The organism is Anoxybacillus amylolyticus, assembly GCF_001634285.1.
In the GTDB taxonomy this organism is placed as follows: Bacteria; Bacillota; Bacilli; order Bacillales; family Anoxybacillaceae; genus Anoxybacteroides; species Anoxybacteroides amylolyticum.
The window spans coordinates 985,404-1,008,588 of record NZ_CP015438.1 but is presented as its reverse complement, the minus strand read 5'-3'; the positions used below and the strand labels follow the sequence as shown (position 1 = coordinate 1,008,588).

Genomic DNA, 23,185 nt, shown 5'->3' with positions numbered 1-23,185 from the left:
CTCCCTCCTACATTGGAAACAGTTGCGCACAATCAAATACATAAATGTAGCACTCATCGACCCGTTTTTTCCAAATGTGTTCGATTGCACGGCGATACAGTTCCATTTGTACACGGTAACGTTCATTGATTAAGGCTTGTACATCGTTTGCCCAGCGCACATGGTCCGTTTTGAAATCGATGAGCACTAATCCCTGTTCGTCTTCAAAAACACAGTCGAATACCCCCTGAACGAGCACCGTTTCTTCCCCGTCGTTCCATTGAGCATATGTTTCGTTGGCAGAAAGCGCTAAGCTAAATGGCACTTCACGTTCCACGTGTGCCGCCTGAAGAAGCCGTCGACCGATATCGGTTTGAAAAAATGTTAGAATGCTAGCAATATCCACTTCCTGTGCTTGCTCCTCGGTCAGCCATTCTCCGTGCACCATTTTGGCCAGTTGTTCACAGAGTGTTGTTTCTGAAATTTCTTTCGTTAAATCGACGTGTTGCATCACAAGATGCAAAATCGTTCCTTTTTCCGCCGAACTTAATTTTTTCATCTGCATAAAACGAGGACGCTCCGTAATTTCCGTGCGAAATGGGCGCATCAGTGCTTGGTCGCCATGAACGCCAAACATTTCCCGCTGCCGCTTTAACTCGGAAACTGTCTGTTTCGCCCGAAACGAAGTAGACAGCTGATAAGAATATTGCCAATGCATGCGCCGCTTCACTTCTTCTTGAAAATTGCTTTGTAGCGGAACGGGCGCTAGTTGTTTTAATAATTCGTTCATTTGCTCTGTTGTTTGTTCCGGTGCTTCTGTTTGCTGGTACATTTCCGAAGCAGAAACAATTTGTACGCTCCAGCAAGACGGATGAGTGGCAATATCGCTTTCTTGTACCTTCCCTTGATGAAGCGGGAAACTATCGGCATGACGGATAAGTGCATAACCAATCCAGTCGAGATAATTTTTCGCGGAAGCGCGCACGTAGTCCGGCAACAGCCAATCTTCATGTCGCTGTATCGATTGCCACTTTTTTTTCTCATTTTCTAGCTTTTTTGTTGTCCCTACTAAATATAGCTTTTCTTTCGCTCTTGTTAACGCCACGTATAAAACACGCATTTCTTCTGCCAACAATTCAAGCGATTGCTTTTTTTTCACCGCTAATTGTGCGAGCGTTGGATAACTCACGCGTAAATCTGGATGAACAAAATGCGCTGTAAAGCCAAGGTCTTTATCTAATAAGTCGTTTCGCCGTAAATCTTGCTTATTAAAACTCTTTCCTAATCCAGCAACAAAGACGACTGGAAACTCTAAGCCTTTGCTTTTATGAATCGTCATGAGCCGCACGACATCTTCTTGCTCACTGAGCGCCCGCGCTGTCCCAAAATCGTCGTTTCGCTCTTGCATGCGCTCAATAAATCGCAAAAAGCGGAAAATGCCGCGAAAGGATGTTTTTTCAAATTGCCGCGCTTTTTCATACAGCGCCCGCAAATTCGCCTGCCGTTGCTTGCCCCCTGGCATTCCACCAACAAAATCGTAAAACCCTGTATCGCGGTAAATGGTCCAAATCAATTCAGCTAACGAGCGTTGCCGCGCTGTAGTCCGCCACGTTTGCAATTGGCGAACAAAAGAAGCAGCTTTACGATGCAATTCTGCTGGCGAGTCCTTTGTGACAAAAGCAGAAAGTGCTTCATAAAAAGAGCCTTTCGGTTTTTCTAGCCGCAATAACGCTAATTCATTTTCGTCCATCCCGACAATTGGGGAACGAAGTACGGCGGCGAGCGGAATATCTTGGTACGGGTTATCAACTACTTTTAGCAAAGAAAGCATCACGGATACTTCCGTTGTCGAAAAATAGCCTGACGACAGCTCTGCATACAACGGTATTCCTTGTTTTCGGAACTCTTCCATTATTTGTGCAGCCCACGGCATAGAACGAAGCAAAATCACGATATCGCGATACATAATGCGCCGTTCTTTTTGCAAATGGCGGTCATACACATAAAACGGTTCCTCAATTAATTGCTTAATTTTTTGCGCCATCCAGCGTGCCTCTAGCTCCGCGTTCTCTAGTTCCTTCTCCTCATCCTCTTCTTCCCCTTGGTCACCGCGGTCAATAATGACCCATTCGATCGGCTGTTTTTTTTCCGGGTAATAGGATGCTCCGAATTTCAGTGCTGCATCGTCGTCATACGCGATTTCCCCCACCGTTTCTCCCATGATTTGTTGGAAAATAAAATTCGTGCCGTCTAAAATTTCCCGGCGACTGCGGAAATTTTGCGCTAAATCAATCCGAACACCCGTCCCTTTTCCTGCTGGAGAAAATCGGCGGTATTTCGTTAAAAAGAGAAACGGTTCGGCCAAACGAAAGCGGTAAATCGACTGCTTCACATCCCCCACCATAAATAAGTTGCCTGCTGCTTCTTCCTCGTGAATGACTAGCCGTAAAATCGTTTCTTGCACCATGTTGACGTCTTGGTATTCGTCGATGAGCACTTCCGCAAACTGGGCGCGGTAATCAAGCGCAGCGTCGGAAGGAAGAAGCGTTGTTGGCGTCGAGGAAGGGGCGCGTAAAATTTGCAAACAGTAATGCTCTAAGTCAGAAAAATCGACAATCCCTTTTTCTTCTTTCCGTTTTTGTAGCTGTTTTGCAAACTGTTGAACGAGAGCAACAAGCACTTCCACGATTGGTTTCATTTCCCGCAAATGCCGAAGCCATGTTTCTGGCTGGAATGAAAACAATTCGTCTTTCATTTCCTTCCATTTCGTTTTCGCCTTATCGCGCAACTCTTTCGCTAATTCCGTCAACGCTTCATCATATGTTTCGTTTTTCGGTTTTCGCTTCGCCGTCTGCCACGCAAACGCCTGAACTGCTTCATGAAGCGCTTGCCACGATTGGTGGCGTGCTTCTTCTAATTGTTTTAGTTTCTCTAAGTCGGTTTCGATCGTTTCACGTAAATACATCGGGCCGTTTGGCGCATGCACTTGCTCGAGCGCTTGCTCTAGCAAATGCCTTATAGCTTGTAATTGAAAATCGATATGCTGCCATAAATAGCGAGTAAATGGCAAATCATCGATCGTTGTCCCCTCTGCAATGTCATATAACAACACAAGTTCGCGAAGCCATTCATCTGGGTCAGGATGCGAGCGAGAAAACTCGTACAAACGCAAAATCATCGTTTGTAAATCGGCATCTGTCCGGTCGCTCGTATAACGGTCAACGACGCTTAAAAACGCCTCGTTTTCTTCTTTGGCGTACTGCTCTTCCAATAACTCTTCCATCACTTCTTCTTTTAACAGTTCAATTTCTGTTGCATCCGCAATTCGAAACACTGGGTCAATGTGAATTAAGTAGTAATATTTACGAATGACGTCTAGGCAAAACGAATGGATTGTAGAAATTGCCGCCTTTGGCAACAAGCTAAGCTGGCGCCGCAAATGGAGCGAATGCGGTGTTTCTGCTAGCGCACGCTCAATTCTTTCCGCAATTCGCTGACGCATTTCTGCAGCTGCTGCGTTCGTAAACGTGACAACAAGCAACCGGTCGATATCTACTGGATGCTCGTCATCAATAATTTTTTGAATAATCCGTTCGACAAGCACCGCTGTTTTGCCAGAACCTGCAGCGGCGGCAACGAGCGTATGCGCCCCTTCGGTGACAATCGCTCGCCATTGCTCGTCTGTCCATTGCACTCCTTCTCGTTTTTTCATTGATTTTCCCCCTCCGTTTTGTGCAACGCATCCAATGTAGCATTTTTTAATAGGCGGTAGCGGTCTTGGTCAAGCGCCTCGTCTAATTGACAAACGGCTTTAAACTCGCAATATTTGCAAGCTGTTTCGTCTTTCCGTTTATACGGTGCAATATCCACAACGCCGTCCACCATTTGTGCACCGACTTGTTGAAAAATGGTGCGAACATGGCGGCGTAGTAGCGCAAACTCTTCTTCTGACACCACTGCGGACGTTTTCGACACAGATCCGTCTTTGTTGATTTTTACCGGCACAATCGCAGAGCCTTTGCCAGCGTCCATCGTCGTATCCATGAGTTGAATCGTTTCGTAATCGTCTAAAAGCAGCCCGTTCATTTTAAAGCTTTCAAATATTTTTTGTTCTGCGTCTTCTGCTTTTAATAGTCCGTTCGTACTTTTAATGATTGGATTATGAATATGGAAATATAGCACGCCTGCCGGAAGCGCGTTTGTCCCGACAAGTTGCTCCGCATATTCGAGAATGACATCTAAATATGCGAGCATTTGCAACGTCAGTCCATAATAAACTTCTGTAAAGTCTAGTTTTTTATTGCTTGACTTATAGTCGATGACACGCAACAAAACGCCTCGTGAACTTTCCGCTCGGTCAATTCGGTCGATGCGCCCGACAAGTTCGAGCACTGTGCCGTCCGCTAACGGAATGCGAAGTGGCGGAAGAGGACCGTCGTCCCCAAACTGCAATTCTACTTCCAACGGTGCAAAACCGCTTCGTTTCGCATGTTCACTCAACACACTCGTCGTTCGCGCCATAATTCGCTCTAGCTTTCGCTTCACGTAATGGTAGCGATGGGAACTAAGCAAAATTTCTTGCTGGATATATGGGGCAATTTGTTCGACCGCGTCATGCGCTAACTGGTTACACGTTTGTGTAGACAACGTTGCCCAATTTAGTTTTTCTATTCGAATTCGATCCGTAATCATTTTTAACGCATAATGAAATAACTGACCAACATCTGGCGCTTCTAACCGGAAAATATTCCGTTCTTTTAAGCGAAGCCCATAAGAAACAAAATGAGCAAACGGACAGCGGTTAAATTGTTCCACCCGTGATACGCTCGCTTTTATTTTTTTGCCATACAGCTTTGCTCCTATCGCCTTTTCTAGTTTTTTCGGTTTGTTTTCATAAAAAAGGGCGTTTACGATTTTTTTGGCGCGTTCTTTCCACTCGCCGTTTTCTGCATAGCAGTTATACACGTCCCACCAAATTGGTTCGATACGATATTGCCGCTTCCATGCTTGCAGTTGCATTGCTAGTGATGGGAGCGTCGTTAAATAGTTTGTAATGAAAGACATCTGTTCTTCTAACGACAGGCTAAGCGGTTCGTTCCCCCATTGTTTTTCGACAACTGCCGGAAACATTTCTTTTATTCGTTTAATCATAAGCGACGGCAATAGTGATTTCCCGTCTTCATCTGCTAAAGGATAGGTCACATACAACCTTTCGCTTGGGCTTGCAAGCGCTAAATAAAGGGAAAACGGCTCATCTAATAATTGCTTTCGGCTTGATGGAGCAACATGCACAGAAAAATGTTCCAGCAATTCGCGGTCTTGTTCCGATAACATACCGTCATCATTTTTCTTCGCAGGAATGACTCCTTCGTTGACCCCAATGATAAATACACATTTCACGTCCGTAAGTCGGGATCGATCAAAATGGGCAATGAGCACTTGGTCAATGGCTGGCGGTACGAGTGAAAATTGCAAACTCTCCAATCCCGTATCGATAATAGTCGCAAATAGTTTTACCGGCGATGTGTCGTCGCCAAGAATTTCTACGTACTGGTCAAGTAGCTCAATCACTGCACCCCATGCTTGCTCGTGATAGCGCGCTTGAAGCAATTGCCCGCTTTGTTCTGCTTCCTCCCGCAGCTTTTCTAATTTTTTGGGGATTTGAAGTTGCTCAAAGTATAAATAGAGCGCCTCACACATGTCACGCCCTGTTTTCGCTTTTTTTAGCCGTTTCTGCAGTGCATGAAGCGGAGCGGCAATCATTTCGCGCCATTCGTTTAACTTTTCTTCCATTGCTTTTTCTTCGTTCGTTTGTGGAATGGAAATGCCATCAAGCCCGACGTAACGTCGATACGTCCATCGCTCAAGCCATTTTGTTCCGTAAATCCCTTGCGCTAAGACGTAGTTCTCTAGCTGATCGATCGCCTCACGCATCGCATGGATATCGCTTTCTAGTGGAAAAAAGAGGTCCGTTTTCACTGCGCGAAATATGGCTTCGTATCGCCAGTTTGTATGAATCGCTTCTAAACTTGCGCGAATTAGTTCGATCAACGGATGGTGCATCATTGATTCTTTTTCATCGATAAAATATGGAATATTATAATCAGTAAAAATCGTGCGAACTAAATCGTGATAGTCTTCGGCGTTGCGCACTAAAACAGCCAATTCGCGATACCGATACCCTTCATCGCGAACAAGATGAATGATTTCGCGCGCAATCCCTTCCACTTCCGCGCGACGATTAGCAGCTTGGCAAATTTGGATCGATTGGCAAGCATGTGGAAAGGCAACGGCTGGTCGAACGTCATAGTATTTTTCTAAATGGCGCAACGATTCACTTCCGTGGCGAACATTTTCGCTTCGTATTTCTACTTCCTCTATCTGTACGTTATTTAAAAGCGCGAGATTCCGAAGGTCATGATACGTTTTTCCTGTCATGCGAAATAAATGCAAATCATGTGGAAGATGTTCGTTATACGGGGCATCGACCGTTAGCGCCACCGTTACTCGTTTGGCGTGACATAAGAGTTGTTCGAGCACCATATATTCTTGTGGGGTAAAATGATGAAACCCGTCCACATAGATATCGGCCTCTTGTATGTACCGCGATTTTTGAATTTTTTCTGCTAATAACCGTAAATAATCTTCCGAATCGACGTACCGTTGCATTAGTTGGTGTTCAAATTCTTCATAAATGAGCCGTAAATCTTTCAGCTTATCGGCTAGCACTTTTTCGCTAGCGCTCGCACGATAACGCAACTGTTTTTCCGTTTGCTCAAGCTGAATTGGGGTAATACAATATCGTTTACATTCAATCAGCATTTCTTCTAACTGTTCGATAAAGCCATGCTTATCTGCTGCCCGTGCAAACAACACAAGCTCTTCTTTCTTTTTTTCAACGATTTTTCTTAATAACATGCGTACGCCCGTTTCGTTTAAATGGTAGCGGCTCATCCCCCCTGTTTCTTGCAATACTCGCCACGCAAGCCGAGTAAAGCTTAATACTTGGGCACGAATCATCCCGCCAAGTCCCGGCGTTTTTACAAGCGCATACTCTGATTGAAAGGTCATTTGTTCTGGCACGAGATAAATAATTGGCGAGCCAGCCGGTTGCTTCCTGAGCTGTTGGCGAATTTCAGCGAAACATTGAGTCGTTTTTCCACTTCCCGCTCTTCCGATGATTAAGCGAAGCGACATAAGTATCATCACCTTTGTTTTTCCATTATTTTCTCTTATTTTAGCACATATGTTCGTTTTTTTGAAAGAGAATTGTAGTAATTCCCTTATTTTACTATATGAATACAACTAAGCAGTGTTGTTCGAGGAGGGTATGCGTACAGCATGCCCAGTCGGCAAACGTACCGTTTGCCGACAACGGCAGAAAAGCTAGGAATAGAGCGATGTCAACTGGTTTTTATTGGTTAATCAACACGCCTGTGCATTTATATAAAAAAGAAAAAGGTATTCTGTGCTGAATACCTTTTTAAAATCGAGTCGCAAATTCACGAAACGGCCAGTAGCGGGCATTGACTTTTCCAACGATTCTGCTCATCTTCACAAATCCAAAATGTCGGCTATCCCAACTGTTTAAGCGATTATCACCTAATACGAACACATACCCTCTTGGAACGACCTTTGTTCTCGTCACTTCTTCAAGCGTAAAATCTCCCGTCAATTTTCCGTCAATTAACTTGCGCTTATATGGCTTTAAATATGGCTCTTCGGTCGGCTTACCATTCACATAAAGCACATCATTTTTATAAGTAATCTGATCCCCAGGCAATCCGATGACGCGTTTCACATAATCCTCTCGTGCATTGGCGTGAAAGACGATGACGTCAAACCGATGGATGCTTCCCCATTTATTAATAATGAGCAAATTCCCTTGTTGAAGCGTCGGCATCATCGATTCGCCTTCTACAACGTAATTCGTAAACAGTAAAAACCGAAAAATCAACAGAACCGATAATCCGATTCCCCAGAGGACTGTCTTTTTTCGATAGATTGGGCGGTTTCTCATATCGTTATTCACCTAATTTACGATTCTTCCTTGCTCATTTTTTCTGTTAATGAAAATTTGGCTTCCACTTTCTTCCCTGCGTACCATAAAAGAAAGACGATGATAACGACCGCTACTGTACGAAGCGGTTGTTTTGCTAGCGCTGCTAAATCATAGCCAATGAAGCTAATGACAAAAATCATCACCATTTTTCCGAGTAACACTGACAAAATAAATTGTTGCTTGCTAACGCGAGACAGACCTGCAACTACATTAATGATCGCAGACGGGGTAAACGGAAAACAAAATAACAAGAACAATGGTCCGAAGCCGTGGCGTTCTACCCAACTGACAAGCTGCCTCACTTTTTGGTGTCGATTTAAAAATCGGAAAAATCGTTTTTGTCCCACTTTTCTAGCGAGTAAAAAAACAAGAATCGATCCTACGCAAGCCCCAATCCATGAAATCATTATCCCTTTCCATAAGCCAAACGCCGCCGCGTTAGCCATGACGAGTACAAACATCGGAAGAACCGGAAAAAATGACTCCAATAATGTGACGATTACCCCCGGCAACATCCCAAAAGAGCGATAATGTTCGAGCAATTGTAGTACGTGCTGTAGTGTAAACCAGTGCTTTAGTGTTTCAACGTCCATGCATACTCCCCATTCAACATTGTTGCTATCTGTTTTTATTTTACACGGTTGTAAAGGGAATATAAATAGAAACAGCTTAAATCCATATGAAAAATTTATTATGCTTCATCTTGCAGCTCATGATCGTGTTGTTTTTTTATTCGCTGGAATTTTTCTAAATCTTCTGGCTTGTCCATTCGAAACAAATATTGCATTTTTCGTTCGCGCGCTTCCATTCGTTCTGACAATGTCGTTCGCAATTGGGCAGTTCGGTACAGCTGGTTGACAAAAGAGTGGCAGGAAACATCGAGGCAAATCTTTTTGTTGTTTTTTAAATAAACAATGGTTTTCTCGCGGTGAGAATGCTCGTATTTTATGACATGCATATGCGAGATCCAAACGCAATGGGCATCGTTTGGTGAGGTGGTTGGAAATACGTAAATTTCATTTTTTGGCTCAACGGCAATTGGTGCTTTATGAGTAATCCCAAGAATTGCTTTTGTCCCCTGCTTTCTCCCTTTTAAACTCGCACCATAGTAATCGCAGCTTCGTTCAATGATGTCGAGCGGTCTCTTTTTAACGATGTACTCACCGTCTTCTTCAATGACTTTTGAATAACATTTCCCCATACTAAGATGTGGTAAAATTGCCATTGTATAGCGGGTCATGATAAAACTATCTACCACTACTCGTTCATTCAGTTTCATCACTCATCCACTCCTTTTAAAGGTTTACGCTTCCATCATATCATTGATAGTTATATTTTTCTATATTTTCAAAAAACAAAGAGCGATTTTTTATCGCTCATCCATTAAAAAACGTTTGTTCTATTGCTTTTTCGGCTAAATATTCGTTTGCCTGCTCGATTGCTGTGTGCTCTGCTATTGAATCACCTGCATTCACTGTTTCATCGAAAAACGCTTGCCAGAAATGAAAGTCTGTACTAAGTCGGAGCTCCGGATTTAACACCGTATCTAGCGGCAATTCTTTACTTTTTTCCATCTCTCCACACCTCCTTGTCTTTATTATGGAATGTTTCAAAAAAATTACTCATAACAAAAGGCCCGCGGTTGGCGAGCCTTTTGTGTCTATCGATCTCCTTATATAAAATCCCCCATCTTTCACACAGCCCCTCTGTTTATCGCGCCCTATTTTATATCAAAGGACGTTCTCTTTATCTGTCACCGTTTATCAAACTTAAGCCGTCGTAAATTGTTCTTCTTCCGTTGAACCTTTTAATGCAACCGTTGAAGATTGACCACCAGAAATAACTTGCGATACTTCATCGAAATAACCTGTGCCAACTTCGCGCTGGTGTCTTGTCGCTGTATAGCCGTATTTCTCTGCGGCAAATTCAGCTTGCTGCAACTCTGAGTAAGCAGCCATGCCACGATCTTTGTAGCCGCGTGCCAATTCGAACATGCTGTAGTTGAGAGCATGGAAGCCTGCCAATGTAACGAACTGGAATTTGTATCCCATTTTTCCAAGTTCTTTTTGGAAGTTTGCGATCGTTTCATCGTCCAATTTTTTCTTCCAGTTAAACGATGGCGAGCAGTTGTATGCCAATAGTTTGCCTGGGAATTTCTCATGAATCGCTTCAGCAAAGCGACGAGCTTCTTCTAAGTTTGGTTCACTCGTTTCGCACCAAATTAAGTCTGCGTACGGTGCATATGCTAAGCCCCGAGCGATCGCTTGGTCAAGACCCGCTCTCGTGCGGAAGAACCCTTCTGGTGTGCGTTCTCCTGTAATAAACTCTTGGTCGCGCGGGTCGATATCGCTCGTGATTAAATCTGCGGCATTGGCGTCTGTCCGAGCGATTAAGACCGTCGGAACGCCCATGACGTCTGCTGCAAGTCGCGCAGCAATTAAGTTACGAATCGCCGTTTGTGTCGGCAACAATACTTTTCCGCCTAAGTGGCCGCATTTTTTCTCGGAAGAAAGCTGGTCTTCAAAGTGAACGCCTGCAGCGCCTGCCTCAATCATCGCTTTCATTAATTCAAAGACGTTCAATTGCCCGCCAAACCCAGCTTCCGCATCCGCCACAATCGGCAAGAAATAATCAAGATCACCGCTACCTTCTAAATATTGAATTTGGTCGGCACGTTGAAGCGCTTGGTTAATCCGTTTTACGACATGCGGTACGCTGTTGGCTGGGTATAAGCTTTGGTCTGGATACATATGTCCTGCCAAGTTTGCATCAGCAGCGACTTGCCAACCGCTTAAATAAATTGCTTTTAATCCCGCTTTTGCTTGTTGAACTGCTTGATTTCCAGTCAACGCGCCAAGTGCATGCACATAATCTTCCGTATTCAATAAATGCCAAAGTTTTTCTGCCCCGCGGCGAGCGAGCGTATACTCAATATCGATCGAACCGCGTAATTTAATGACCTCTTCTGCTGAATACGGGCGGACAACTCCTCTCCATCGCTCCTCCAGTTGCCAGCTTTCCTCAAGTTTTTTGATTCGTTCTTCTCTTGTCATTCTCTTTCCCCTCCGTTTGATCTCTTTTCGCCGGAAGATAGCCGCATGCTCGCTTCTCCCCTCATGTCTTCCATAACCGCCACTATCCCGACAATTTGTTATAATACAAATATCATTTATTCTGTTGTTATTATATAACAGACTCTCGAAAAAGAAAACAGTTTTTTTAAAATTTTTAAAAAATAAAACAGAAAGGCATTCCCTTTCTGTTTATTCCTTCTGCTTTATTTGCTCTAAAAATACGATGCGTTCGAAAATCGTTGGATGGGTGTAGCGAAATATTTTGACGAGCGTAGGAGGGTTCACTTCGCTTAATCCTGCTTTTGTTAACTTTTGAAAAGCGGAAATTGCTGCCTCTGGATCGTGTGTCCGCTGAATCGCGTATTGATCTGCGGCATGCTCTTCTTGCCGTGAAACAAAGTTAACCGTAGGACTGGCCACAAAGCTAAGAAGAGAAAAAACGAGCAAAAATAACGGGAAAGAGGCGAATTCATGTATCTTTTGTAAATGAAACGAGTTTCCCCATGTACGGATGAGCCATTTGACAACACGATTAGTAATAAATAATCCAACAAATAAAAGTAAAATTGTTCCTGCTACTCCCCAATAAATATGCTTCATCACATAGTGTCCCATTTCATGCGCCATAATAAATAAAATTTCTCGCTCTTGTAATCGTTCTAACGTCGTATCCCACAATACGATGCGAGCATGTGATCCAATACCTGTGACATAGGCGTTTAGCGCGTTCGTTTTTTCCGACATATTCACCTCAAATACATGGTCTGCGGGGATATGCGCTTTTTCTGCCAATGCTAAAATTTTTCCTTCTAACGCTTTATCTTTTAATGGATAAAAGTCGTTGTAAAGTGGATCGATGACAACCGGCTGAATGAACATAAAAAAGACCGTCAGCGGCACGGACACAAGCCATGCATACAACCACCATCGCTTATCAAAACGGCGAATGAACGAATATATTACGAGAGCGATTAAAAAGAAAACGGCTGTTTGGATAAGAAAATTGATCATTTGATCGTGTAGCCAACTGCTGATTGGTTGTGTGCTGACACCGTATGCTCGGGAAATGTGATAGCTAATCCAATCAATCGGCAACGTCCATATCGTTACAAGCAACGAGAGCCAAAACATATAAAAGGCCACTTGTAGCACAAACCATTTAGTTGTTCGCTCCGCCGATCGTTGAAGCGTTTTTCCGATTCCTAGCCATAGTATAAATAAATAAATGAGCCAATCATACGGAATGGATAAAAAAAACAATACATTTTTCCATCGGGAATACTGTTCGCTTAATAGTTGCTCATTCGGCGTTAAAAACGTGGCCGGATCTGCCGCTGTTCCTTTCCATTGGCTAGGAATCGACGGATGCGCGAATAAGAAAAAATAGCCAATGATTCCTATGCAATATACGATATACCCCCCTAGTGCCCAACGAACCATCTTTTTCACATCATCACCTCCGGACAATCTTTCCTATAGTTTAAACGATTTTCGGGGAATTAGAACGTCAGACAAATGTCAAAAGTATCGTTCGTGTTTTCGTTTATTTTCGTGTATGATAGAAAAAAAGGGGGGTGATTTGGTTGAAAAAACTATACTGGACGTTAGGCAGCTTATTTGTCCTTTGTGTAGGAGCCGGCATTTTTTACTTTTCGGTATATCGCCAATGGCAAATGGAGCTTCCGCGTAATATTACAATGGAAACCGCATGGGGCGAGGAATACCGCTTTAGCGAAATAAAACCGAAAGTACGGCTGCTAGAGTTTATTTATACAAATTGTCCAGATATTTGTCCAAACACAACATTCAAAATGACAAAACTTCGCCAAAAGCTCGAAAAACAGCACGTTTTTGGCAACAAAGTCGAGTTTATCACGATTACAATCGACCCAAAACGCGATACACGTGAAAAGCTCCAAGCCTATGCAAAAACGTTTGGAATTAAGCAAAACGACAAAGGCTGGGTGTTGCTGCGTGGAAACGAACAAGATACGAAAAAAATAGCAGACACATTTTCTTTCCAATACCGCGATCCAGGAAACGGCATGCTTATCCATACAACGAATACATATTTGTTGAATAAAAACAACCGGGTCATTGAGCAATTCGGCATGGGAAAAAAAGGGTTTGACATAGAGGAAGTATATAACGCCATCATGGACGAAATACAATAAACCACCGGCACGCGGTGGTTTTTCTACATGAGTGCATATAAACTTAAAACGACGACGGAAGCTAGGACGACTATAATGACGTTCGCTCCGAGCCAAGCCTCAAGAAAAACACTAATAAAAGAAGATGCCCTACAAAGGACATCTTCTTTCACGCTTCCGCTGCTGTCAACTGATCTTTTAACGCTCGGCGCAAAATTTTTCCGGTCGTGTTTTTCGGAAGTTCTTGTAAAAATTCAATGGAACTTGGCACTTTATATTTTGCTAAACGCTCGCGGCAATAGCTCATCAGTTGCTCTTCTGTTAAATTCGGATTTCGCGATACGATAAAACATTTCACCGCCTCGCCAAAATTCGGGTCTGGTACACCGATAACTGCCGCCTCGACCACATCTGGATGGCTGTAAAGCACTTCTTCCACTTCACGTGGATACACGTTATAGCCACCAACAATAATCATATCTTTTTTCCGGTCAACAATGTAAAAATACCCTTCTTCGTCCATTTTCGCTAAATCGCCTGTATATAGCCAGCCGTCGCGAATCGTGTGCGCCGTTTCTTCCGGCATGTTATAATACCCTTTCATGACGTTCGGGCCGCGCACGATTAGTTCCCCAACTTCGCCAACTGGAACTTCTTCGCCAAATTCGTTCACAACTTTATTCTCAACGTTCATAATGCTTGTACCGATCGAGCCTGGTTTTCTTGGACGGTCGAGCGGATTAAAGCACGTCACCGGCGATGCTTCCGACAGTCCGTATCCTTCCGAAACGATCACTTTAAATTTTTGTTCAAAGTTTTTCAATAGTGCGACCGGCATGGACGCCCCGCCAGAGATACAAAGTCGAAGCGTCTGCAAATCTTCGGCTTTTCCTTCTTCGTATTGATAAAGGAAGTTGTACATCGTCGGCACGCCAGCAAAAATCGTTGCTTTTTCTTCTCGTGTAAGCTGAAAAATTTTCGCCGGGCTAAATTTCGGAACGATGAGCACTGTCCCACCGTTCATCAGAGGGGCATTTAATGCCACCGTCAAACAAAAGACATGGAACATCGGCAATGCGGCAATGACGCGGTCTTCTCCGTTAATTTTTAAATAGTTCGCCGTATCTTGTGCGTTGCTGTAAAGATTTCTATGCGTCAACATCGCACCTTTTGGTTTTCCTGTCGTGCCAGACGTATATAAAATGACAGCTACATCGCCCTCTGCCAATTCCGGCCCTTGAAAATGAATGTCCCCTGCTGCCAACACTTCTGTAAACGATTTCATTTTTTTCGTCAATGAAACCCCTTGTTCTTTTCCTTGTGGTGTTTCACAAACGATGACATGTTCTACTTTCGGTAGCCGCGCTTCCATTTTCACAAATAATGGAACGAGCAAATCTAAGCCAATGACCGCTTTCACGTCCCCATTGTTCAAAATGTAGCCAATTTCATCAGGCGTATAAATTGGATTAATTGGAATAACTGTCGCTCCTGCCCGCAATGCGCCATATAACCCGATGACAAAGTACGGTGAGTTTCCCAATAATAATGCAATATGATCCCCTTTTTGAATGCCGAGATGGCGCAACCCGCTAGCAAACTTCGATACTGCCGCATTTAGCTCGCCATATGTACACCGCTCCCCTTCGTATACATACGCCTCCTTATGCGGCAACTGCTGTGCCACCTCTGCCAACCGTGAAGATAAATTCATCAAACTCCCTCCCCCATTCACCTCGTGAATGAATCATCATTCATTTTATAATTAAAAAAATTCTAAATATATTATATTTAAAAAAAGAACCATAAGCAAGGGGAATGCTTATGGCTCAGGAGGAATAAACAATTTACCCTTCCCACACTAATCCTGTTTTCGCCAGTTGCACCGTTCCAGAAAACACGGCGCTTGCTTCGCGAACCAATTGCGCATGATCGCCAAAGTGCGGCAAGTGCGTAAGCCAAAGTTCGCTGACGTTGGCATCACGGGCAATGGTCGCTGCTTCTTCGCTCGTCATATGCCCCGCTTGCGCTGCGTTTTGCCCAGCGTAAAAATTGCATTCACAAATTAACAAATCCGCCTGTTGGGAAAACGGGACAAATTCCGGAATATAGCTTGAGTCAGCGGTATAGACGACCGTTTTTCCCCCTACTGTCACCCGCATCGCATAACAAATCGCTGGATGCACTGTTTTCATAAACGTAATCGTAAACGGCCCGACCTGTAACGGTTGTTCTGGGTCGTATGCGATTGCGTTTGTTACCCCTTTATGGGCAAGCCTTGTAAAGCCATCACGATCTAAGGAGTGGCCGTAAATCGGCAGCTCTGGCAAATTAGCGCCGAGGTTGGCTTTAATAAGGCGCGCATATTGCAATGGTCCAATATCAGCGACATGATCGTGATGATAATGCGACACAATCACCGCATCTAATTCTTCAATCGCTATATACCGTTGCAATTTCGCAAGCACACCGCTGCCACAATCCACTAATAAGCGAAATCCTTCGTGCTCAAATAAATAACCAGAGGTTGCCCCATCGACAGCTGGGAATCCGCCCCAATATCCTAATACCGTCACCTTCATTGCTATCCACCTCTACGATATGTTTTTCCCTGAATCCGTGATGAATTGAAATCGACTTTGATTTCGATGATGTTTTAGTGGGTATATCATCCATCAACCCCTTTTTATGTTTGTTACCCACGTCATCTTTATTCTCAGAAATGAAACAAATCTCTTTTTTGGGGATGTAAACCAAAAAGAAAAAACACCTGAATCCGTGATGAATTGAAATCGACTTTGATTTCGATGATGTTTTAGTGGGTATATCATCCATCAACCCCTTTTTATGTTTGTTACCCACGTCATCTTTATTCTCAGAAATGAAACAAATCTCTTTTTTGGGGATGTAAACCAAAAAGAAAAAACAAAAAAGGACAGGGAGTCGAGATGGATATAAAGAATCGAACGATTGTTCGTTACCTTCCTTCTCTCCATTTCATGTAAACGTTCAGAAGCGGCTCGCTATAGCCACTCCTTCGCGTCAACTTCATCCATATCTGTCGCGATCGGCGTACGAGTCGACCTGCCATCGTGATCACTGTCTGAATGATCGTCTTGATGCGGCGGCGTCTCACTTTGTGATGTAACGGATGGCGTGGATCGCTTAATATGTCTTGCCCGATCAGACGAAGAAGATTGTAAACCAATGCCCCGATGACCAAAACGAGCGCATTCGTTTTCATCTTCCCAGACGGAAGTCGCTCTAAATCGAGATCGCTCTTGAGTTCGCTATGAAACTGCTCGCATGTCGCATGGTCGTGGTACAACGCGAGTATATCTTGCATATGCATGTGGTCATACCCTTCTAAGCGCACCCAATAGCTTTCGACTTCGTAATCAGGAACGAAAAGCAACTGTCCATTTCGTTCCATCGTCCGTTCGGTCACTTGGGTGACTTGGAAGTACGTATGCGTGTTTCCATCGATCGTCATCGTTTGCGGAAGGCATAGCTCGTATGTTTGCACCCCTTCCGTGGAGTCGTCCGTGCGCTTGCCTTTTTGCGAAGCGATTGGAAACCAAAGGGCTTTCGATTCTCGGCGCAAGTTCCGTTTGATGACAAAATCCACGCCTTCTTCGAGGCACACGCGCACATTCGCTTCTGCATCGTTTCCTGCATCCATGCGAACAAGCAGACGAGATGAGGTGAGCGCACGTGCCCGATGGATGGCAGTGGTTAAAAACGACGGCATTCCATCTTGTACGTGTTGTTTTCCTGGGCGCAGCTCCGCGTGGACGATATATCCTTCTTTTCCTGCATACGCAAACAATGGCGTAAAGCCGTCAAATCCTTTATACGTCCGACTGACTCCTTCCTTTTTCGTGTCGGAGTTGTCAAACGGGGAGCCATCTAAATCCAGGGGAACCCATGTCGTCTTTTGTTTTGTCCAACAAGGGGACAAGGTCGCTTGTCGTCGCCTCAATAGGCGCATCGATTCCTCCCAAAGAATCGTGTCTGTCATCGGAAGACAGGCGAGCTGATCCAGTCGCTGCCGTAAAGTCGGAGAGGAAGGCACGTGTTCGATGCCCAGCGATGTCGCAAATAGATCATCATGACGATACGCTTCGATATGATCGAAATCCGTTTTTCCTGTGGCAAGCAAACCGATCATCGAGCGAATGACATCACCATGAGAGATGTGAACATCTCGGCGCACCTGCGGAAGCCGAAGGACGTTTAACCGTTTGTCGAGTTTCGTTTGATGAAGCAAGTAGCCAACGAGGGCAAGCCCAGCACTTGGGGTGATCGCTTCATCTGTCCATACAAACCGAATCGGAAAATCTTTCATGAAATTCACCTACTTGATGAAGAGTCATAAACGTCGTTTTCCCTTATCGTACCAACGGTTTGCGACCATTGTAAAGATGTTTTGCCACGGATTCAGGTTTTTCTTTTATCATACAAAATTCCCCAATATTTTGCACGATTGCAGAAAATTGTTTTAAAACAGTTATTGACTTGTTTCGTTCTGTTATAATACAATATAACTAACAAATTAACGGAGGCGATTCAAATGCTAATGAAAATTTCTGAGTTTTTCAAAAACCTTCCGAGAAAAAAATGCACAGACTGCGGAAAAGAAATCGAAGAACAACATGAATGCTATGGGAACAAATGCAACAATTGTTTAGGCGTAACGTTCCACCATTAAAAAAGGATGCTCGCTTTTTGGTGAGCATCCTTTTTTGTGTATGGATATTGAAATCGATTCCATATTTCCCTTATTCTTTCACCGAACCAGACGTTAAACCAGATACAATCCGGCGTTGGAACAATAGCACCATAATGACAAGCGGAATCGTCACAATGACGGTTGCCGCGGAAATTTCGCCCCACGGAATCGTATACTGCCCCTGGAACATCGCAATACCAACAGGGACTGTTTTATATTTTTCCGCTGTATTAATCGTTAACGAGAACAAAAATTCGTTCCATGCCGCAATAAAGACGAGAATCGATGTCGTAAATACCCCAGGCACTGCTAACGGTAAAATAACTTTAAAATACGTTTGCATCGGGGTAGCACCGTCCATTTTCGCTGCCTCTTCTAAATCAAACGGAATTTTGCGGAAAAATGTCACTAATAGCCAAATCGAAAGCGGCAACGCAAACGTCGTATACGGAATAATCAACCCTAAATAACTGTTCGTTAAGCCGAATTTTTTCACAAACATATAAATTGGTGAAATCGTCGCAATTTGCGGGAACATTGACACCGCTAACACAATCCCGAGAATCACCGCTTTTCCTTTAAACTCAAGCCGGGCGATCGCATATGCAGCAAATGCTGCCACAAACACTGTATAAACGGTCGTAATTGTCGCGACAACCGTGCTGTTCCATAAATAGCGTAAAAACGGGTAGTTCACAAATACAGACACATACGACTTCAATGTCGGATGGCTTGTAAACCAATTAAACGCCTTATCCCCGAACAATTCGCTCAACGGTTTAATGGAACTCAGCAAAATCCATAAAAATGGAAACATCACGAAAAACACGAACACAGCTAAAAACACGTAAAATAGCGGGCCTGCCTTTTTCTGCATGATCTCACCTCTTCTCTATTTTTTCGCGCTCGCACCATCCGAAAGTAAGTCCGCCCCTAACAATTTAATATAAATAATGGAGATAATCGCAACGCAAATGAACACGATGACTGCTAACGCTGAGCCACCTCCAAAATTCGTTTGCGAGAACATGACTTTATACGCTAAAATCGAAATCGTTTCTGTCGAGTTAGCCGGACCTCCACCCGTTAATACGTAAATTAAGTCAAACACTCGGAACGCATCAAGCGTGCGGAATAATAGCGCTACTAAAATGCTTGATTTTAGTAACGGCAACGTAATTTTGGTAAATTGTTGCCATTTTGTCGCCCCGTCAATGGAAGCTGCCTCATATAATGAACTTGGAATTGTCTGTAGGCCTGCAAGCAATAATAACGCCATATACGGTGTTGTTTTCCACACGTCTGCGAAAATAACTGAAAACATGGCGCCCATTTCTGTCGTTAATAAATCTCCCATTCGATGGACAAGACCAATGTCGGCAAAATATTTGGCAACAATTCCGTTTTGACCATCATATAAAAACTTCCACATTAATGCAGATACTGCCGTTGGAATTGCCCACGGAATTAAAATTGTCGCCCGCACAAGCCCGCGGCCAAAAAATGCTTTATTAATTAAAAGCGCAATTCCAAGCCCTAGTACGAGCTCAACTGCCACAGAAACGATAGTAAAGAATGTCGTATTCCATAGCGCTTTCCACAAACGAGCATCGCTTAAACTGTCTTTATAATGTTTGAGTCCGACAAAATTTGGTTCAATAATAACCCCTTTTAATCCTTGCGCAAGTCCAACGACTTTATCCGGATGTTTTAATTCCCCTGCTTCTCTCAGTTGTTCAAGCGTTTTGACAATATCACGCACTGTATCTGTAAATTGATTGGCAGCTTGTTCGTCCAGCTCCACAATTTTAATGTTATCGCTTGGCGATTCAAAATTATTGAGCGCCTCGTCCACTTGGTCATAACGGTGTGCTACTTCTTGATCTGCACGAATGGTTTTGTCCATTTTTTGTAATTTTTGTTCAACGCTCGACAATTGTTCTTTCACTTTTTCATCCGCTTCCGCTATCTCCCGTTTTAGTGCACCTTTCAAAAAAGGATAATTTTGCAAATACCCTTCTAAATCAAGGCTATAGTTTAAATGAATGGATGATTTCGTCGGATCGTTCAATCGATAATCAAATAAACTGTAGTAAAAAGACTGAATGACTGGCCAAATCGCTACTGCTAAAATGAGCAACATTGCTGGCGCAACGAGCGAATAACCTAATATGCGTTCCGCTCGCTTCTCATTCCTCATCGATGCTTCTTTTTTCACAACGTTCCCTCCTAACATAAAGGATCAGGCGTGTTGATTAACCAATAAAAACCAGTTGACATCGCTCTATTCCTAGCTTTTCTGCCGTTGTCGGCAAACGTACCGTTTGCCGACTGAGCATGCTGTATGCATGTCCTCCTCGAACAATGAATGCTTTGCGGACAAATGACATTTGTCCGCCGGCGTTCTTGTTCGAGGGAAAAGGCAGAAAAGCTTGTGTCCAGCCATATGATTGTATGTTTTTTAGTAAAATAATGGATAATCAACACTCATGATAAAGGATATTAGCCTTCAGTGCTGAAAAAGCAAACTGAAGGCTAACAAAATCGTTGAACAACGATTCACTAGGAAACAAATCTTTTCATAAATAGCGATTGCAACACCATTCCTCGAGCAAAAACAGACATGAAGCTTTTAAGCCGAGGAAAATAAGGTGCCTATTGAACAAACGCTGTGCCTATGTTTTTCTTTATTATTTGTTCAACGCTGCTTTAATTTCTTTTTCCATATTCGCAACCGCTTGCTCAACTGTTAACTCTCCTGCAAGCGCTTTTGAAACGTTGATTTGAATAATCTCCGATACTTCTGGATAGTTCGGCACAACCGGACGTGGAACGGCTGCGTTTAGTGCATTCACAAAGCCTTCTTCCGCAAAGAACGGATTCGCTTTTAAAATATCTTGATCTTTAAATAGTTCTGGAAGCGTTGGCGCCAAACCACCATAAATTGCTGATAGTTTTTGTCCTTCTGGTCCTGTCATAAATTTCACAAACTCCCAAGCTTCTTTCGGATGTTTGGAATATTTGTTAATCGCTGTCATCCAACCGCCCAATGTCGCTGCAGAACCTTTGTCACCTGCTGGAAGTGGCGCAACCCCAACTTTACCGACAATTTTGGATTGTTCTTTATCATTTGCTAACGCATATTGGTAAGGCCAGTTGCGAATGAACGGTGATTGCCCTTCAATAAATGCTGTATGAGACTCAGGCTCTGTGAACGTTGTAATATTGCTTGGAACAACATCCGATTTGACGATTTCGACCATCTTTTTCAATCCTTTAATCGCTTGTGGGCTGTTAATTACGACATTGTTGTTTTTATCAACAATTTGTCCGCCATAAGAAGCGATAAATTCGACAGCGTTACATACTAATCCTTCATATTGTTTCGCTTGCATTAAATACCCGTATTTCGTACCGCCTTTTCCTTTCAATTCTTTTGCGGCTTTTAATAGTTCATCCCACGTTCTTGGCACTTTATCTTTCGGAACAAGATCTGTCCGGTAGAACAACATTCCCGCATCAATAAATTTTGGCATCGCCCATTGCTTTCCGTTAAAGTTGCCTGCCGCTAGCGCCCCTTGGTTATATTTACTTAAATCTACGCCGTCTTGTTCGATAAAACGATCTAACGGCAACGTATACCCTGCTTGCGCAAACTCTGCCGGCCAAACAACGTCTAGGTCCATGACATCGATTTCAGATGATTGCGCATTTAACATCGTTACATAGGCGTCGTGTTGTTTCCCTGTATCTGCAGGCATTTCGCGAAATTCGACTTTAATGTTTGGATGCTCTTTTTCAAACGCTTCAATAATTTTTTCTGTTGCTTTTGTTGCATCTTGACCGCGGGCATACACAATTTTGACTACTTCGCTTGATTTATTGTCGGTTTTTTGGCTGTCCTTTTTGTCTTTCGTTCCGTTGCTCGCATCTTGTCCGCTAGAGCATGCAGTTAATCCAAGCGTAAGTGCTAGCATCGCAGATGATACTTTCATTGCTTTTTTCATACGTATACCCCCTATAATAGTAAAACGTTTTCAGATATCGATTTCATAACCTTTCTGCCAATAACTTAGATGTTTATCCAGCCGGCTAGACGAGCAGAGCATTACAGTTTAGGCTTTACAGCTGAGCGAGCTTGTTTGCGACCGTGGACTCTCTGACAATAAGCTTAAGCGGAAATTCGTATATTTCGCGCTGCTTATATTTGCGTGAATGAATTTTGTCAATCATCACTTCTAGTGCTTTCTGCGCCATTTTGGCAACTGGTTGATGAACAGTCGTAATCGAAGGCTCCATTAGCTCGGTAATTTCTTGGTTATCGAATCCAACGACCGCCAATTGTTCTGGAATGCGCCAGCCATGCTTGTTCGCCTCCGAAATAATTCCGGCCGCCACTTCGTCGCTTCCCGTAAAAATAGCGGTCGGCGGTGTTGGAAGCGCCATCATTTGATGGAACACCCGTCTTCCGTCTTCACTATGAAGCGCATCGCGAAACGCATACTGCTCGTCAAACTCCACTCCATACTCCGCAAGCGCTTTGCGAAACCCGATTTCTCGATGACTAGCAACATTACTTCTTGTACTCCCTCGGCAATACGCAATGCGGCGGTGACCTTGTTCAAGCAAGTGTTTCGCAGCTATGTATCCGCCGTGTACTTGATCAAGCATGACCGACGGAACATTTGCCTGTTCATCAAACTCGTTACATAATACGATTGGTCCATATTGCAAAAATGGTTCAAGCACTTTCCAATCGTTTTGGATGGACGCCAGAATGACACCGTCTACTTGTTTTGTTTTTAATAAATTCATGTAGTTTAACTCTTTTTCCGGTGAGTACCTCGTCTGGCAAATAATTAGCTGGTAGCCTTGTTCAGCAGCGGAAATTTCCATTGCCTCTACCAATTGGCTAAAAAATGGGTTCATAATCCTTGGAACAAACAACGCAATGACATCCGTTTTTTGGCTTCGCAAACTCCTTGCCGAGGAATTGGGAACATATCCAAGCTGTTTCATCGCTTCCATGACTAATTTTCGTTTATCTTCTGAAACATATGGATGATTGTTAATGACCCTCGACACCGTCGTCCGCGAAAGCCCTGCCAACTTTGCTACATCTTCAATAGTAGACATCTTCCATTAACCCCCTTACTCGCTCAAACGGCTGCATCCCTCCGGTTAC

17 protein-coding genes are annotated in these 23,185 nt (G+C 43.6%); 2 read left to right on the top strand and 15 right to left on the bottom strand.

The features are described from left to right. Positions 1 to 7: 7 nt before the first annotated feature. The 8 genes from addA to GFC30_RS05180 all read right to left on the bottom strand — a co-directional run bounded on the left by addA (position 8) and on the right by GFC30_RS05180 (position 12,564). Positions 8 to 3,691, bottom strand: a complete 3,684-nt coding sequence (addA, locus tag GFC30_RS05215) for a helicase-exonuclease AddAB subunit AddA (protein WP_066323201.1) — start codon at positions 3,689 to 3,691, stop codon at positions 8 to 10. Beyond that, positions 3,688 to 7,176: a helicase-exonuclease AddAB subunit AddB gene (gene addB, locus GFC30_RS05210; protein ID WP_066323200.1), complete on the bottom strand. Its 3,489-nt coding sequence runs from the start codon at positions 7,174 to 7,176 to the stop codon at positions 3,688 to 3,690. The genes addA and addB overlap by 4 nt, the downstream gene beginning before the upstream one ends. A gap of 286 nt (positions 7,177 to 7,462) precedes the next feature. Next, the gene (gene lepB / locus GFC30_RS05205; RefSeq protein ID WP_066323199.1) at positions 7,463 to 7,999 is read right to left on the bottom strand and encodes a signal peptidase I; all 537 of its coding nucleotides are present in this window, start codon (positions 7,997 to 7,999) and stop codon (positions 7,463 to 7,465) included. A gap of 17 nt (positions 8,000 to 8,016) precedes the next feature. Continuing rightward, on the bottom strand, positions 8,017 to 8,634 hold the full coding sequence (locus GFC30_RS05200) for a TVP38/TMEM64 family protein (protein ID WP_066323198.1): 618 nt from the start codon (positions 8,632 to 8,634) through the stop codon (positions 8,017 to 8,019). A 98-nt stretch (positions 8,635 to 8,732) separates the two neighbouring features. Beyond that, complete coding sequence (locus GFC30_RS05195) at positions 8,733 to 9,320, bottom strand: competence protein ComK (RefSeq protein WP_066323197.1); 588 nt, start codon at positions 9,318 to 9,320, stop codon at positions 8,733 to 8,735. Between the two features lie 97 nt (positions 9,321 to 9,417). After that, complete coding sequence (locus tag GFC30_RS05190) at positions 9,418 to 9,615, bottom strand: hypothetical protein (protein ID WP_066323196.1); 198 nt, start codon at positions 9,613 to 9,615, stop codon at positions 9,418 to 9,420. A 195-nt stretch (positions 9,616 to 9,810) separates the two neighbouring features. Beyond that, on the bottom strand, positions 9,811 to 11,094 hold the full coding sequence (aceA, locus tag GFC30_RS05185) for an isocitrate lyase (RefSeq protein ID WP_066323195.1): 1,284 nt from the start codon (positions 11,092 to 11,094) through the stop codon (positions 9,811 to 9,813). A 210-nt stretch (positions 11,095 to 11,304) separates the two neighbouring features. After that, a complete protein-coding gene (locus GFC30_RS05180) occupies positions 11,305 to 12,564 on the bottom strand; it encodes a M48 family metallopeptidase (protein WP_066323194.1) in 1,260 nt (419 codons plus the stop codon). Between the two features lie 134 nt (positions 12,565 to 12,698). On the opposite strand from GFC30_RS05180, the gene GFC30_RS05175 reads away from it, so the two are divergent. Then, complete coding sequence (locus tag GFC30_RS05175) at positions 12,699 to 13,289, top strand: SCO family protein (RefSeq protein WP_066323193.1); 591 nt, start codon at positions 12,699 to 12,701, stop codon at positions 13,287 to 13,289. 148 nt (positions 13,290 to 13,437) lie between these two features. Here GFC30_RS05175 and GFC30_RS05170 read toward each other — a convergent pair whose 3' ends face one another. From GFC30_RS05170 to GFC30_RS05160, 3 genes are all read right to left on the bottom strand, one after another. Further along, positions 13,438 to 14,982, bottom strand: a complete 1,545-nt coding sequence (locus GFC30_RS05170; RefSeq protein ID WP_066323192.1) for a fatty acid--CoA ligase family protein — start codon at positions 14,980 to 14,982, stop codon at positions 13,438 to 13,440. 133 nt (positions 14,983 to 15,115) lie between these two features. Then, positions 15,116 to 15,850 (bottom strand): MBL fold metallo-hydrolase, encoded by a 735-nt coding sequence (locus tag GFC30_RS05165; protein WP_066323191.1) that lies wholly within the window; start codon positions 15,848 to 15,850, stop codon positions 15,116 to 15,118. Between the two features lie 395 nt (positions 15,851 to 16,245). Beyond that, positions 16,246 to 17,616, bottom strand: coding sequence for an IS1380 family transposase (locus tag GFC30_RS05160; RefSeq protein WP_066323190.1), 1,371 nt, complete (start codon positions 17,614 to 17,616; stop codon positions 16,246 to 16,248). A gap of 225 nt (positions 17,617 to 17,841) precedes the next feature. Between GFC30_RS05160 and yhfH the strand changes: the two genes are divergently transcribed. Further along, positions 17,842 to 17,979 carry a protein YhfH gene (gene yhfH, locus GFC30_RS16420; protein WP_084256199.1) on the top strand — a complete coding sequence of 46 codons (138 nt, stop codon included), beginning with the start codon at positions 17,842 to 17,844 and terminating at the stop codon, positions 17,977 to 17,979. A 70-nt stretch (positions 17,980 to 18,049) separates the two neighbouring features. Here the strand turns inward: yhfH and GFC30_RS05155 are convergent, their stop codons facing one another. From GFC30_RS05155 to GFC30_RS05140, 4 genes are all read right to left on the bottom strand, one after another. Beyond that, positions 18,050 to 18,877, bottom strand: coding sequence for a carbohydrate ABC transporter permease (locus GFC30_RS05155; protein ID WP_066323189.1), 828 nt, complete (start codon positions 18,875 to 18,877; stop codon positions 18,050 to 18,052). Positions 18,878 to 18,892: 15 nt separating this feature from the next. Then, the gene (locus tag GFC30_RS05150) at positions 18,893 to 20,200 is read right to left on the bottom strand and encodes a carbohydrate ABC transporter permease (protein ID WP_066327151.1); all 1,308 of its coding nucleotides are present in this window, start codon (positions 20,198 to 20,200) and stop codon (positions 18,893 to 18,895) included. A gap of 490 nt (positions 20,201 to 20,690) precedes the next feature. Continuing rightward, positions 20,691 to 22,007: an ABC transporter substrate-binding protein gene (locus GFC30_RS05145; RefSeq protein ID WP_066323188.1), complete on the bottom strand. Its 1,317-nt coding sequence runs from the start codon at positions 22,005 to 22,007 to the stop codon at positions 20,691 to 20,693. Between the two features lie 115 nt (positions 22,008 to 22,122). Further along, entirely contained in the window at positions 22,123 to 23,136 is a 1,014-nt protein-coding gene (locus tag GFC30_RS05140) for a LacI family DNA-binding transcriptional regulator (protein ID WP_066323187.1), read from the bottom strand. Positions 23,137 to 23,185 lie beyond the last annotated feature (49 nt).

Excerpts from the sequence above, each read along its gene's own strand:
- GFC30_RS05155 (WP_066323189.1), bottom strand. The coding sequence starts at position 18,877 with ATGCAGAAAAAGGCAGGCCCGCTATTTTACGTGTTTTTAGCTGTGTTC.
- GFC30_RS05150 (WP_066327151.1), bottom strand. The coding sequence starts at position 20,200 with ATGAGGAATGAGAAGCGAGCGGAACGCATATTAGGTTATTCGCTCGTT.
- yhfH (WP_084256199.1), top strand. The coding sequence starts at position 17,842 with ATGCTAATGAAAATTTCTGAGTTTTTCAAAAACCTTCCGAGAAAAAAA.
- GFC30_RS05170 (WP_066323192.1), bottom strand. The coding sequence starts at position 14,982 with ATGAATTTATCTTCACGGTTGGCAGAGGTGGCACAGCAGTTGCCGCAT.
- addA (WP_066323201.1), bottom strand. The coding sequence starts at position 3,691 with ATGAAAAAACGAGAAGGAGTGCAATGGACAGACGAGCAATGGCGAGCG.
- GFC30_RS05190 (WP_066323196.1), bottom strand. The coding sequence starts at position 9,615 with ATGGAAAAAAGTAAAGAATTGCCGCTAGATACGGTGTTAAATCCGGAG.
- lepB (WP_066323199.1), bottom strand. The coding sequence starts at position 7,999 with ATGAGAAACCGCCCAATCTATCGAAAAAAGACAGTCCTCTGGGGAATC.
- GFC30_RS05165 (WP_066323191.1), bottom strand. The coding sequence starts at position 15,850 with ATGAAGGTGACGGTATTAGGATATTGGGGCGGATTCCCAGCTGTCGAT.
- GFC30_RS05140 (WP_066323187.1), bottom strand. The coding sequence starts at position 23,136 with ATGTCTACTATTGAAGATGTAGCAAAGTTGGCAGGGCTTTCGCGGACG.
- addB (WP_066323200.1), bottom strand. The coding sequence starts at position 7,176 with ATGTCGCTTCGCTTAATCATCGGAAGAGCGGGAAGTGGAAAAACGACT.
- GFC30_RS05195 (WP_066323197.1), bottom strand. The coding sequence starts at position 9,320 with ATGAAACTGAATGAACGAGTAGTGGTAGATAGTTTTATCATGACCCGC.
- GFC30_RS05160 (WP_066323190.1), bottom strand. The coding sequence starts at position 17,616 with ATGAAAGATTTTCCGATTCGGTTTGTATGGACAGATGAAGCGATCACC.
- GFC30_RS05200 (WP_066323198.1), bottom strand. The coding sequence starts at position 8,634 with ATGGACGTTGAAACACTAAAGCACTGGTTTACACTACAGCACGTACTA.
- aceA (WP_066323195.1), bottom strand. The coding sequence starts at position 11,094 with ATGACAAGAGAAGAACGAATCAAAAAACTTGAGGAAAGCTGGCAACTG.
- GFC30_RS05145 (WP_066323188.1), bottom strand. The coding sequence starts at position 22,007 with ATGAAAAAAGCAATGAAAGTATCATCTGCGATGCTAGCACTTACGCTT.